At 41.5% G+C, this 13,571-nt stretch carries 10 protein-coding genes; 5 read left to right on the top strand and 5 right to left on the bottom strand.

Translation table 11 applies throughout. The features are described from left to right. Positions 1 to 51: 51 nt before the first annotated feature. Entirely contained in the window at positions 52 to 642 is a 591-nt protein-coding gene (locus ACSR9O_RS16585) for a hypothetical protein (protein ID WP_491724731.1), read from the bottom strand. A gap of 132 nt (positions 643 to 774) precedes the next feature. Then, a complete protein-coding gene (locus ACSR9O_RS16580; RefSeq protein ID WP_101223172.1) occupies positions 775 to 1,401 on the bottom strand; it encodes a LysE family transporter in 627 nt (208 codons plus the stop codon). Between the two features lie 268 nt (positions 1,402 to 1,669). Between ACSR9O_RS16580 and asnA the strand changes: the two genes are divergently transcribed. The 4 genes from asnA to ACSR9O_RS16560 all read left to right on the top strand — a co-directional run bounded on the left by asnA (position 1,670) and on the right by ACSR9O_RS16560 (position 6,547). After that, positions 1,670 to 2,665 (top strand): aspartate--ammonia ligase, encoded by a 996-nt coding sequence (gene asnA, locus ACSR9O_RS16575; RefSeq protein WP_491725484.1) that lies wholly within the window; start codon positions 1,670 to 1,672, stop codon positions 2,663 to 2,665. A gap of 334 nt (positions 2,666 to 2,999) precedes the next feature. Then, positions 3,000 to 4,232: an MFS transporter gene (locus ACSR9O_RS16570; protein WP_230176604.1), complete on the top strand. Its 1,233-nt coding sequence runs from the start codon at positions 3,000 to 3,002 to the stop codon at positions 4,230 to 4,232. Positions 4,233 to 4,384: 152 nt separating this feature from the next. After that, entirely contained in the window at positions 4,385 to 5,017 is a 633-nt protein-coding gene (locus ACSR9O_RS16565; protein ID WP_230176605.1) for a LysE family transporter, read from the top strand. 192 nt (positions 5,018 to 5,209) lie between these two features. After that, the gene (locus ACSR9O_RS16560) at positions 5,210 to 6,547 is read left to right on the top strand and encodes an amino acid permease (RefSeq protein WP_230176838.1); all 1,338 of its coding nucleotides are present in this window, start codon (positions 5,210 to 5,212) and stop codon (positions 6,545 to 6,547) included. Between the two features lie 57 nt (positions 6,548 to 6,604). Here the strand turns inward: ACSR9O_RS16560 and ACSR9O_RS16555 are convergent, their stop codons facing one another. Both ACSR9O_RS16555 and ACSR9O_RS16550 read right to left on the bottom strand, forming a co-directional pair. Then, positions 6,605 to 8,278, bottom strand: a complete 1,674-nt coding sequence (locus ACSR9O_RS16555; RefSeq protein ID WP_101223168.1) for a ribonuclease J — start codon at positions 8,276 to 8,278, stop codon at positions 6,605 to 6,607. 144 nt (positions 8,279 to 8,422) lie between these two features. Then, on the bottom strand, positions 8,423 to 9,322 hold the full coding sequence (locus ACSR9O_RS16550) for a TetR/AcrR family transcriptional regulator (protein ID WP_230176606.1): 900 nt from the start codon (positions 9,320 to 9,322) through the stop codon (positions 8,423 to 8,425). A 254-nt stretch (positions 9,323 to 9,576) separates the two neighbouring features. On the opposite strand from ACSR9O_RS16550, the gene ACSR9O_RS16545 reads away from it, so the two are divergent. Next, on the top strand, positions 9,577 to 11,025 hold the full coding sequence (locus ACSR9O_RS16545; RefSeq protein WP_230176839.1) for a DHA2 family efflux MFS transporter permease subunit: 1,449 nt from the start codon (positions 9,577 to 9,579) through the stop codon (positions 11,023 to 11,025). A 432-nt stretch (positions 11,026 to 11,457) separates the two neighbouring features. Here the strand turns inward: ACSR9O_RS16545 and ACSR9O_RS16540 are convergent, their stop codons facing one another. Further along, positions 11,458 to 13,461 carry a YhgE/Pip family protein gene (locus ACSR9O_RS16540; protein WP_491724730.1) on the bottom strand — a complete coding sequence of 668 codons (2,004 nt, stop codon included), beginning with the start codon at positions 13,459 to 13,461 and terminating at the stop codon, positions 11,458 to 11,460. Positions 13,462 to 13,571: the final 110 nt, after the last annotated feature.

The following is a 13,571-nucleotide window of genomic DNA, read 5'->3' as shown; positions in this document are numbered from 1 at the left end:
GATTAGGTTTGGATAAAAAAAGACAGCCGGAATATTTCGGCTGTCTTTTTTCTATCTACAAATCCATACCCAGCCAACGCCCTGAACGAACTGCTGGAAACAGTTACCGCCCGGTCCGCCTTGACCGCCACCTTGACCGCCGCCGCCTTGACCGCCGCCTTGTCCGCCACCTTGTCCGCCGCCTTGACCGCCACCTTGACCGCCACCTTGACCGCCGCCATGACCGCCGCCTTGACCGCCACCTTGACCGCCGCCTTGACCGCCACCTTGACCGCCGCCATGACCGCCGCCTTGACCGCCACCTTGTCCGCCGCCACCGACAGGGCAGGTTAATCCTAGATATTGTAATCCGACTATATCTGTATGATGAATCTCATTCGGGATGCCACCTTCGAGTATCTGTACCATACCAGTAGCAGCATTGAACCCCATCAAAATAAAGGTGTGCTCGGTGTTACCCCAAAAACCTCTGAAACAATGACCTTGTCGGCCTGCGTTTAAATGACTCTGAATAGTAGCTAATGGAACCAGTGTTTGTACTGGCATTCTGTAATCATAATAAGGCAAATTGGCATAAGAATTATCATAATAATATGGATCATAATAATATGGAACATTATAAGGGTAATAATTATTATACATTTAAGAAGTCCTCCCTTTGTGTTTACCCTTTCAAGCTATGAACAAAGAGGGATAAGTGTCCGACATGGACAAAGATGGACATTAAAATGGGTTGCCTATTTTATATATTTAATGAATGTAAGAGTAAACTCTTTATGTAAATAAAGCCTTGGCTGCTTGGATGGCAAAGTAAATGCCAATCCCTATAAGGGATATTCCTGAAATGATCGAGATGCCCATTAGAATGGGTTTGGATAAAATGCGTCTGAAGGTGCTGGCGATGATGGCCATTGCGAAATCCCAGGTTAAGAGGCCGACAAGGATTCCTGAACTGTATAAAAGCAATTGATCCATATCATATTTTGAAGCGGAGTTTGCCAGAATGGATCCGTAAATTCCAAGCCAAAACAAAATGGATAAAGGATTCGAAAGGGACATGATGAATCCTGTCAGGAATGAAGAAATAAGGGAATCTTTCGCTTTTCGTGCATTCACTTCAATCTTACCTGCACTTAACAGACTTTCGATTCCGGTATAGGTCAGGACGAAAAATCCAAACAGCCATAAAAATGTCTTCATGAAGGAGTTGTCCAAAAAGTGGACGACACCGAAAAAGACGAGGGCTATAAATACAAAATCAGCTAAAATGGCACCCCAGCCAAAAACCCAGGCATGCCAAAAACCCTTCTTGATTCCTTTGTCCAATTGAGCAGCATTTATGGGACCGATAGGAGCCGCCAGTGATAAGCCTAATAATACATAGCTGAAAAAAACACCCAATTCATCACCTCATCGTTTGTTACATCTTCACTTATTTGAATGTATTCAGATAATTGGACTTGTACCACATTTTTGACCCTTTTTTTGAGTGGATATGGTGAATCATTGTCCGGTTTGCTGCTTATGGATGTACCTAGTCGTGACATGGTGTTTTTGTAACAACACAGAAAACTCCTTCATAATGTAATTTAGTCAAATGGAAAGACGCCAATTTTAATGCATGCGCTATTCAAAGCGGAATTGGAGGATAATTATGCCTGAATTATCGATGCCGAATAAATACAAAACAATTCTTGATATCATGCATACGGATATTGCAATAAATGAAATTAAGAATCGTTTTGAAGAAGGAATTTCAAATGCGTTAAACCTGATTAAAGTATCAGCACCTATTATTTTAAATGAAGGTAATGGCATAAATGACAATTTAAATGGTGTGGATCGGATTCTTACCTTTGAAGCTCTGGATATTAAGAATAAACAAATCGAAGTGGTTCAATCTTTGGCGAAGTGGAAAAGAATCACTCTATCTAGGTATGGTTTGGCGTGTGGTGAAGGCATTTACACAAATATGAATGCGATAAGACGTGATGAAAAACTGGATCATTTACACTCTTTATTTGTGGATCAATGGGACTGGGAGAAAGTCATAACGAAGGAACAGCGTAACGTAGATACATTAAAATCTGAAGTAAAAAAAATATATAGAGCCATTAAATCGACCGAACGTTATATGTTTGAATTCCATCATCTGCTTAAGCCTGTGTTACCTGATGACATTCACTTCATTACGACCCAGGAGTTGGAGGATTTATACCCGAATCTGACTTCGAAGGAAAGGGAGAATGTGGCAGCGAATAAATATGGTGCAATTTTCATCATGAAAATTGGCGGAGAGTTACAATCGGGGGAAAAGCATGATGGACGTTCACCGGATTATGATGATTGGGACCTAAATGGAGATATCGTTTTATGGAATCCACTCTTGGAATGTGCTTTTGAAGTTTCTTCAATGGGAATTCGAGTAGATGAAAAGTCACTGTTAAAACAATTAAGATTATCCAAAAACGAAAATCGTAAGGTGCTCGATTATCATAAGGCCGTATTGGAAGGAAAGCTTCCGTATTCAATAGGTGGAGGAATAGGGCAATCCAGATTATGCATGTTTCTGCTGAAGAAAGCACATATTGGCGAGGTTCAGGTTTCGGTATGGAATGACCAAATATTAAAGGATTGTGAAAAAAGGAATATTATTCTTTTATAAAGACGAAAGGATGAAACCCATTATTAAACAGAATGGGGTGAGTTTGTAGACAAAAGGGGCTCCAATTGAAATCAACGTTCATATTTTACACTCTCTAAAATGTAGGCAATCTAAATTAATATCGAGTTGTCAACAGTCTGACCCATTCTTAAACAGAATGGTTTTTTTTGTTTTAAAGGTAATAGGGGTAATTTTGGGTAAAGCGCTACTGAATAAATCTTTCTGCGCTATAACATAATAATTGAAGACATCTATAATGATGCAAAACAAATTAGTTTCACAATGTTACCTTTTATGCAATAAGTTGCTTTTATAATGGATGAGGAGTGTAAGTATGGAAGGTCATGAGAAGCAAAATAAAGATGTAAGCGTATGGTGCCTGATCAGTATGGCATCGATTCCATTGGTAATGACACTTGGAAATTCAATGCTTATCCCGGTTTTGCCCATTTTCGAGGAAAAGGTGGGAATATCTTCATTTCAATCAAGTATGGTTATAACAAGCTATTCCGTAGCATCCATTTTTTTAATTCCTATAGCGGGTTATTTATCAGATAGATTTGGACGGAAAATGGTGATTCTGCCAAGCTTGATCCTTGCCCTCATCGGCGGCTTGATCGCAGGTTATGCATCATGGAAAATGGAGAATCCATACACATGGATCATCATTGGGAGGGTATTGCAAGGGATTGGGGCGTCTGGGGCCTCGCCCATCATTTTGCCTCTGGTGGGGGATCTATACAAGGATGATGATGAAAAAACCAGTTCTTGTTTAGGAATCATAGAAACCTCGAATACATTTGGGAAAGTACTGAGTCCAATACTGGGTTCCCTGTTTGCTGCATTTATCTGGTTTTTACCATTCTTCTCAATTTCATTCTTCAGTTTAATATCTATTGTCTTGGTCTTTTTCTTTATAAAGGTACCAAAGGAGAAGGATGATCCGAAGAAATTCAAAGAATTCTGGCATGATACGAAAAAAATATTCAAGCAGGAAGGGAAATGGTTATATACAGTTTTCCTGATTGGTGTATTTGTCATGTTGGTTTTGTTTGGTGTTCTTTTCTTTTTGTCTGATAATCTGGAAAAAATCCATGATTTGCATGGAGTTAAAAAAGGTTTAGTAATAGCGATCCCGCTGTTTTTCCTTTGTGTATCTTCTTATGTTGCCGGGAAAAAAATCAAGGGTGAATTACCAATCATGAAAAAAATCATCATGATCAGTATAGCTGTTCTTTCAATCAGCCTTGTATTTGTCGGTTTTACAAAAAACAAGGTTTTCCTTTTATTACTCGTAACGAGTTTGGTGGGCATAGCGATTGGTGCGTTATTGCCGACACTCGACGCAATCATCACTCAAAATATAAAAAAGGAACAGCGGGGTACGATAACTTCCTTCTATATGTCATCAAGGTTCATTGGAGTTGCGGCAGGGCCTCCGGTCATGTCCCTTGTCATGAAAAATCATATCAATTTGACCTATATCATTTCAGGGATCATTGGTATAGGCATCGTTTTGATTGTTATGAAATTCATTAGCTCAGATAAAAAAGAAGCTGCTGCCTAATAGGTTTCTATAGAAGTTCTCCGAAAAAGCCGGGCTTTCCCACGGCTTTTTTTGTTTGTAAATCGGGAAATTTTTTTTGGCAAGTGGTTATAGGCCGAGGGTTGTCACATAAAATGTACAAGTCATGAACTAGCTCGAAGGAGTGATGCTTTTTGAGTGTACATTTACTGCTGAGTTACTTTTTCTTGGGACTTACCCTTGCAGCACCGATCGGTCCGGTGAACTCTGCTCGTATCGATAAAGGAATCAAGAACGGGTTTTGGCATGCCTGGATCGTTGGGGCAGGGTCGATGATTGCAGATGCCTTGTTCATGATTTTAGTGTATATAGGTATGGTAAGGTTTTTAGAAATTCCGATTGTCCAGATTTTTCTATGGCTTTTTGGGGGATTCGTGCTTATTTATTCTGGGGTCGAAAGTGTTTTACGGGTCAATACGATATTATTAAATGAATATAGGAATAAAGATTCTTTAATTTCCTGTTTTTTGACAGGGTTCATCATGTCTGTGACCAGTCCATTATCCATTTTATTTTGGTTGGGGATATATGGATCTGTTTTAGCTAAAACAGCTTCAAGTTACGGGACATCCCAACTTTTCATTTATAGCGGGATGATCTTCCTTGGGCTTACCTGTTGGGATTTTTTTGTAGCGGCATTAACGAATGGATTTCGCAGGTTCTTAAATGAAAAAAGCTTAATGGCCATTTCGATCATCTCTGGATTATCATTGGTAGGCTTTGGGGTTTATTTTGCATATCAAGGTATTTCTGCATTCATATCATAAAGCACCATGCTTTAGTTTATTACATAAGGTAGGGTATTTGAAAACTTCTTCCTTGCATAATTCATTGTGGCAATATCAACACTATGAATGATGGAAGGAGGAGGTAATGTCATGACGACAAAAGCCAATTGCAGTTCAGCGAAAGGGAAGGCTGTCCAAGATTCTAATGCATCGGGTGAACAACAAGGCGATATGAAATGGTGGCAGCTATCATTGGTCGGTGTAGGCTGTACGATCGGGACAGGGTATTTCCTTGGATCGACTATAGGGATTAAAACGACGGGGCCATCCATTGTATTTTCATTTGTATTGGCTGCACTAGGTACCTACATCGTTTATAATCTGCTTGCCAAGATGACTGCGGCCGATCCTCAAGAGGGTTCTTTTTGTTATTATGCCAATAAAGCATTTGGACGATGGGCTGGCTTTAGCTGTGGCTGGAATTATTGGTCCTCCAATATATTGATCATGGGAAGCCAGCTTACTGCGCTTTCGCTATTATCTCAATTTTGGTTCCCGAAAGTACCGCTGTGGCTATTTGCATCCGGATTCGCAATTGTTTCAATCGTGGTGGTATTGTTGGGAACAAAAGGGTTCGACAGGGTGGAAAACATCCTTGCGGTAATTAAGACAGCAGCAATCGTAATGTTTATCATTATAGCAATATGTGCCGTTTTCGGCTGGTTTGGTCTTGATGGAGGGAAACCGCCATCCTTTCCGAATAAGTTCAATGAATTATTCCCAAAAGGGTTAAAAGGGTTTTGGACATCACTAATCTATGCTTTTTATGCGTTTGGCGGCATTGAGGTCATTGGACTGATGGCGATGCAGCTTAAAAAGAAAGAAGATGCGCCAAAGGCAGGGACGATCATGCTCTTGGTTCTAACCATCATATATGTGGTTTCATTGGGGTTAGCCGTAACCATGATATCGTTAGGGGCATTCAGTGAAAAAGAAAGTCCATTCGTTTCGGCATTGGACAGCTATCATCTGGCATTTTTCCCGCACGTATTTAATGGTGCAATTATAATAGCTGGTTTCTCGACGATGACCGCTTCACTTTTTGGTGTAACCAATCTTTTGGTAACACTCTCCAATGACGGGAACGCACCCTCATTATTCATGCAAAAGATCAAGAAATTCAAGGACCTTCCACTGCCTTCACTTGGTCTTGGAGCCTTAGGACTTTTAGGGTCAATCATCACTGCCTTGCTCCTGCCAGGCAAGATTTATGAATACATCACAACATCTGCTGGAATATTACTTTTGTATAACTGGGCATTCATCATTCTTTCTTCATTTAAAATCTTGGAAAATAAGATTTGGAGTAAGATCACGGCCGTTTTCGGACTTCTTTTAATTTTAGCGGCGGTCAGTGGCACTCTGCTTGAAAAAGAAATACGTCCAGGTTTTTTCATCAGCCTTTTATTCATCGTGATCATCGGTCTTGCCGCCGTTTTCATGAAATTCAAGGTTTGGAATAAGAACAAGGCGATGGCCGCAAAAGCCAGTAAATCAGAACTTGATTGAAAAAAAGGAACTCGACTAACGAAGTCTAGTTCCTTTTTGTGTGCTTTCGATTTGGTGCTAAATTTCAATGATGATCGGAAGGATCATTGGCTTTTTCTTAGTTTGAGTAAAGAGATAGTGCCCCAATTCCTTCTTTATGGTTTGTTTGATGATGTTCCAACGGTATATCTTTTCACTTTGTAAGTCGTTGACCGTTTTCGTGACAAGACGATTCACATGTTTAAGGAGGTCCTCGGAATTTTGAACATATACAAATCCACGGGAAATTGTATCGGGTCCTGATACTATTTTTCGTTCCGACTTGCTTAATGTTATGACGATTACGAGCATGCCATCTTCGGAAAGCTGCTTACGGTCCCGCAGAACGATTTCTCCAACATCACCAACGCCGACACCGTCAACAAAGGTATTGCCGGCAGCCACCTTTCTCGTTTGACGGGCAACGGAGTTTTCAATATCCACCACATCGCCATTACTGATAATGAAAGTATTGCCCTTCTCTACCCCGACAGACTCAGCCAGTAATCGATGTTGGTGCAACATCCGATATTCACCGTGAATTGGAATGAAATACTTCGGTTTCATAAGGGTAAGCATGAGCTTCAACTCTTCCTGATAGGCATGTCCGGATACATGCATGCCTGTTACAGTCCCAGAACCGTAAATGACTTTGGCACCAAGTTGAAATAGGTTGTCGATGATTCGTGAAACATCCCGTTCATTTCCGGGTATTGGAGTGGAGGCAAGAATCACTGTATCATCAGGCAGTATACTCATATCCCGATAATTTGAACTGGAAAGGCGGGAAAGGGCAGCAAACGGCTCCCCTTGACTTCCTGTACATAAAACCGCGATCCTTTCAGGAGCATAATTATCGACTTCATGTGGTTGGATAAGCATCCCATCAGGTACCTCGAGGTAGCCGCGTTCAATGGCAACGGATACGACGTTCACCATGCTTCGTCCAATTAGGGCAAGTTTCCGGTTTGTCTTCTGTGCAGCGTTCACAACTTGTTGAACTCGATTGACATTTGAAGCGAAGGTCGAAAGAAAGACTTTCTGTTTTGCCTGCATGAAGGCCTCTTCGATATGGCTGCCAACGAGATGCTCCGAGGGACTGGAGCCGGGACGTTCAGCGTTCGTGCTTTCCGATAATAAAACCAAAACACCTTCACTCCCGATCTTGGCCATTTTATGAATATCGGGATACTGATCATTCATGGGAGTCAAGTCAAACTTAAAGTCCCCTGTATGAACGACCGTGCCTTCTGGCGTTCGCATGGTGACACCAAGGCAATCGGGTATACTATGATTCGTTTTGAAAAAGTCGAGAACCATCTCTCCGAATTCCAATCTTGAATCCGAGTCGATCTGGATTAACTTCGTATCACCCAAAAGGTTATGTTCTTTTAATTTCAATTCAATCAAACCTAGTGTTAAACGTGTGGCATAAATGGGTACATTCAATTTTTTTAAGAAATAGGGGATACCGCCAATATGATCTTCATGCCCATGAGTAACAATCAAAGCCCGGATCTTCTCCTTATTCTCCTGGAGAAAGGAAATATCAGGAATGATTAAATCGACTCCTAATAAACTTTCATCAGGAAACTTGGCACCACAGTCAATAATGACGATATCGTTTGCATATTGAACCACATACATGTTTTTACCGATTTCATTCACTCCGCCCAGAGCCAGTATGGACAAAGCATTCTCTTTCACACTCAAGTGGGTAGACCTCCCTTTATTATGATAAGGATAGTGTTTCCTTAGGCACCTTTAATAAAACCACTCTTTTTATAAAATCGGGGCAATGCAAGAAGCCATAAAAAAACACCTGCCGATTTCGGTAGGTGCGTGTGTCTTCAATCTTCAACGGCTCAAGCAAGAGTTGATGCTTTCTTCAAAAGAATCAATGTATGCTTGGACCTGAGAAGCATATCTAGTCTTCAAAGTGGCCAGCAAACTTTCTATCAAGAATTCTCGCGGTTTGTCAGACTGCATTAGCTCATCTTGGATGAAGTCGACCAATTCAATGGCTCTTGTTCGATTTTCATCGCAAGGAAAAGCTTTGTTTATCGCTTTTTTCAATTCCGTGGTGGAATGAAGCAAATCATTATGGCAAGGTTCAAGGTGGTTTGTAAAGTTTGGAAACCATGTGTCCATTAGTTCCGGATCAATGATCTGTTCCCCGCTTTCAGCCACTTCATTGACTAAATGGACAATGCGGTTCATGCAATAGCGGATAATTTGTATGTCCGGTGTACCGGCGGGATTAGCACGATAACTAAAATGATTCATGTGGGTCATCATCGAATGAAAGATAATGACGCTATCTAAAAGATAGGGTTTTTTGCTTTCCCCGAAAATATCGATAAAACGGTTATACATCCAGCGTAAGCTCAACAATAGCGTTTTATTGATGAATTGTTTTAATTCTTCATCGTTGGAAACACGAACTTCTTCGATCAGGATAAGCAATTTGCTTTGCTTGTTCACCATTAATTGCAGTTCTAGCTGCCGGATGAAAATTTCAATATCGGCGGAATCTTGACCAATCAACAGTTTTTCCCGTTCATGGCGAATCTTTGTATAAAAGGAACGGAAAATGGCTATAAATAATTCACCCTTCGAAGGGAAATAATTATAAAATGTACCTTTTGATATACCGCTGCCGTCTAGAATGTCCTGGATGGACGTCGCTTGGTAGCCTTTGTCAATAAAAAGCTTATGAGCCGTATCGATGACATTCTGCCTTCGATTATTCATCATATCACCTAATTTTCATTATACTGCTTGTATAAATTTAATCGTACTCTATTTTTCATGACAGCACAAACCCTTATTTAAACCAGTAAATTTCTATTGCAAAAATTGAACTAGGGGTATATTATTGATTTTATGAGATTGGAATATACCGCTCGTCTAATTAAATGAACCAATAGTTTGAATGGAGGAATAGATAAAAAGTGAGTACTGCACAAATAAATGAGAAAAAGGGTTCGTATGGCATTTTGGCCATATTGATGGTCGGGGCGTTCATAGCGATACTGAATTCAACCCTTTTAAATATTGCACTGCCATCAATTCAAATAGACCTGGGAATAGAGACTTCCACAGTTCAATGGCTGACAACTGGCTACATGCTCGTGAACGGAATCATGATTCCGACAACTGCCTTCTTAATAAGGAAATATTCGGTACGTAATCTGTTCCTGACAGCCATGCTCCTATTCTCAATCGGGACAATCGTGGCAGGTGTAGCGCATGTATTCCCGCTATTATTGAGCGCACGTATGGTTCAGGCTGCCGGTTCGGCAATCATGATGCCATTATTAATGAACGTACTTTTAACTTCTTTCCCTGTTGAAAAACGGGGCTCGGCAATGGGACTATTCGGTTTGGTCATGATGTTTGCCCCTGCAATCGGGCCGACGCTTTCAGGCTGGATCATCGAACATTATGATTGGAGAATGCTATTCCATTTCATTACTCCGCTAGCTTTACTAGTGCTTATTTTCGGCTTCTTTAAACTTAAAGACCACAAGGAAAAAGTAGATATCTCAATTGATAAAATATCGGTCATTCTTTCAAGCTTAGGCTTCGGCGGTTTGCTTTACGGATTCAGTTCGGCAGGCAGCAAAGGTTGGGATAGCCTTGAGGTATACGGCACACTGATTGTCGGTGCCATCTCCCTGATCCTTTTCATAACACGCCAGCTTAAAATGGAAACACCAATGCTTGAGTTCAAGATCTTCAAGCACCCGATGTTCGCTTTATCCGCAACGATCTCAATCGTACTGAACATGGCGATGTTCTCGGGGATGATCTTAATTCCGATGTACACACAAACAGTACGTGGCATTTCACCATTCGATTCTGGATTACTGATGCTTCCAGGTGCGTTATTAATGGCCCTCATGTCACCGGTTACCGGTAAGCTTTTCGATAAGTTCGGTGCCCGCATCCTTGCTTCAATCGGTTTGCTTATCACCGTGGTAACTACGTATTTGCTAAGTAAATTATCAATGGAAACTACGTATACAGAAATTGTAATCCTGTTTTCCGTTCGTTCCTTCGGGATGTCAATGTCCATGATGCCGATCATGACAAATGGTTTGAACTCGCTGCCAGCCCGCATGAACCCGCACGGTACAGCCATGAATAACACACTGAACCAAATTTCCGGTGCGATCGGTACGGCATTGCTCGTTACGGTCATGTCTAACCGTGCAGCTTCTACTGCCGAAGATTTAATGACGAAAGCGATGAGCAAATTAACAAGCCAGCCCACCGCTGAGATGATGGGCCAAATGAAAGCCCAAATCGGGATGCAGGCAATGCTGGATGGAATTAACTTCTCCTTCTTTGTATCTACCTTCATTGCCGGTGTGGCGCTGATTCTGGCATTATTCATTAAGCGTGCATGGCCAGCTGAAGAAAAACCAGCTATGAAAAAAGATCAAACCGCTTAAATGAAACATTAAAAAGCCCTATGCCGCCTGAATCGTCAGGCAGCATAGGGCTTTTTTTAATAACATCAGCCATCTAGTTTGATTTACAGCGGAATTAATTCAGGCTACAGCGAATTATTCGATCTACGCTGGAGTAATTCGACCCCCGCTGGAGTAAATTCGACCTACCGCCGATTAAATTCGACCCACGTTGGAATAATTCGACCTATCACCTAATTAAATCGACCTACGCTGGAGTAAATTCGACCTACCGCCGATTAAATTCGACCCCCGCTGGAATAATTCGACCTATCACCGATTAAATTCGACCCACGTTGGAAATATTCGACCTATCACCTATTTAAATCGACCCATGAATCAAATATGTTTTACCCGGTGATTTCACTTTTATACAAAAAAGGCGCAGTGCATTTGCACTGCGCTTTTTTTACATCAAGATGTCACTTCCTCTGAAGTTACTTTTGCATGCTGGATATGACTGGCTATCCAGCCAATGATCGCGGCAGAAACGAGATAGGCAAGTAGGATCCACATCTGCACCTGCAAGTTTTCCCAGCCGCCTAAGGAGATGACCTCTTGAAGTTCCTTTAGTGAATGGGCCATAGGTAAAAATTGACCGATTTTCGTCAATAGCGACATGCCCAGTTCGCCTGGGAATGTTCCTCCGCATGTAGCCAATTGGAACACGAGAAGGGTCACGGCCGCGAATTTTCCGACCACTCCGAATACGGTCACCAGCATAAGAATGAACGTCATGAAGGTAAATGAAACGATGATGCTAGATAGAATGAATACAGGGACACTTGCTACATGTAAATGGAATCCAAGCAGGACCACTGCATCCACTAGAAGTGCCTGAATCAAGCCGATTACATATACCAGCATTAATTTATTCGTGAAATGAACGGTTCCGGTAACCCTAAGATTCTGCCTGCGGCCAAGCGGCAAGATATTGGAAGCCATGATGCCGCCTACATAAAAGGCCAAAGACAGAAAATAAGGGGCAATTCCGGTACCATAGTTAGGAACTTCGGATAAATTGGATTGGACCAATTGCACGGGTTCAGAGAACATTGAAGTGGTCGAATCGTCGTACTGAAGACTAGCCGTTTTATCGGCAGCTTCATTAAGCTTGGAGGATAACTTGCTTGAGCCCGTTTCCAGCGAAGCCAGTCCTTCTTGTAGTTCCGTCGATCCACTGGCTAGCTGGCTGCTTCCGCCAGCTAGCGAAACGATTCCGGCATTTAAAGTGGAGAAACCATTTGTCCAATTAGAGAAACCATTCGCGAATTCTAGTGATCCCTCGTTTAATTGCTTGGCACCTGAGGTAGCCTGTGCCATTTTATCACCAAAGGCATTCATCCCGGTTTGAATGGTCTCTTGTCCATCAGCCACTTTTTCAGCACCTTCTCCCAATTGCCTTTGACCGGCATTTAAAGTGGCGGCTGTTTTGGTTAACCCTTCTGATAGGGCAATGATTTGCTTGAAGTCTTGATCCTTTATTGCATCAGGATGACTTTTCATATAGGCATCCAATTGTTTCTTAAGAGTATTCGCTGTATCGGCAGCCTGTTCTTGCCCTTGCATCAATTTTTTATTTCCGGCTGACCAGTCCTCAACACCCTGACTTACTTCATTCATCCCACTTTCCAATGAGTGATGTCCATCCGATAGCTGCTTCATGCCGGAATACAAGTTCTGCGAACCTGATGTTAATCCTTTCGCACCATCAGCTAAGGCTTCTTGTCCACCCAAGAGCTTGGTGCTTCCTGTTTGCAGTTTCTGGGCGCCATCATTTAAATCCTGAATGCCATCATCCAATTTTTCACTGCCGCTTTTCGCTTCCGCCGTTCCTTGTTGAAGCTCTTCTGCTCCATCCCCGGCATTCGCCAAGCCTTTAGAAACCTTCTGGAATTTTGAAAGGATGCCTTCAGAATAGACTTTCGTAATGCTTGCGTTGATTTTTGCAGTCATCTTTTCAACAGCAGTTGAGCTGATTTGTGAGGCAACGAAGTTTTTACCTGGATTGACAGTATACAAAAGTTTAGCTCTTTCCGGTTTTTCATCCATTAAAGTCGTGACATTTTCCGAAAAATCGTCCGGAATCGTGACAACCATATAATAGGTACCTTCTTCAAGACCTGTATTAGCCTTTTTTGCCGTGACAAAGTGAAAGTCCAATTCTTTTTGCTTTTTTAATTCTTTAACGAAATCATCTCCAGCTTGGACTGGCTTATCATCCATTTCCGAACCATTATCGAGATTGACCACTGCTACAGGGAGCTGATCCAACTGTCCATAAGGATTCCAATATCCAGCCAAGAAGAAACCAGAGTAAATCAATGGAACGACCAAAAGGAAAATCAAGGCGATTCTCCCGTGTTTATGTTTCCACATTGCTTTAATATCTTGCAATACAAGTTGTAAACCTTTCATTATTGAGCCTGCCCTTTCTAAATAAGAGATTATTTCATGATAATGGCTTTTTTAGATACTGTATAATACATAATTGATTATGTAATAATAGATTTAAATCTATGCGAAAA

It is taken from the genome of Peribacillus sp. B65, assembly GCF_058513295.1.
Note: the sequence above shows the minus strand (reverse complement) of the source record. Positions and strands in the feature narration are given on the sequence as shown.

Coding starts and splice junctions, on each gene's coding strand:
- ACSR9O_RS16585 (WP_491724731.1), bottom strand. CDS start 642: ATGTATAATAATTATTACCCTTATAATGTTCCATATTATTATGATCCA.
- asnA (WP_491725484.1), top strand. CDS start 1,670: ATGCCGAATAAATACAAAACAATTCTTGATATCATGCATACGGATATT.
- ACSR9O_RS16570 (WP_230176604.1), top strand. CDS start 3,000: ATGGAAGGTCATGAGAAGCAAAATAAAGATGTAAGCGTATGGTGCCTG.
- ACSR9O_RS16560 (WP_230176838.1), top strand. CDS start 5,210: ATGAAATGGTGGCAGCTATCATTGGTCGGTGTAGGCTGTACGATCGGG.
- ACSR9O_RS16550 (WP_230176606.1), bottom strand. CDS start 9,322: ATGATGAATAATCGAAGGCAGAATGTCATCGATACGGCTCATAAGCTT.
- ACSR9O_RS16545 (WP_230176839.1), top strand. CDS start 9,577: ATGGTCGGGGCGTTCATAGCGATACTGAATTCAACCCTTTTAAATATT.
- ACSR9O_RS16540 (WP_491724730.1), bottom strand. CDS start 13,461: ATGAAAGGTTTACAACTTGTATTGCAAGATATTAAAGCAATGTGGAAA.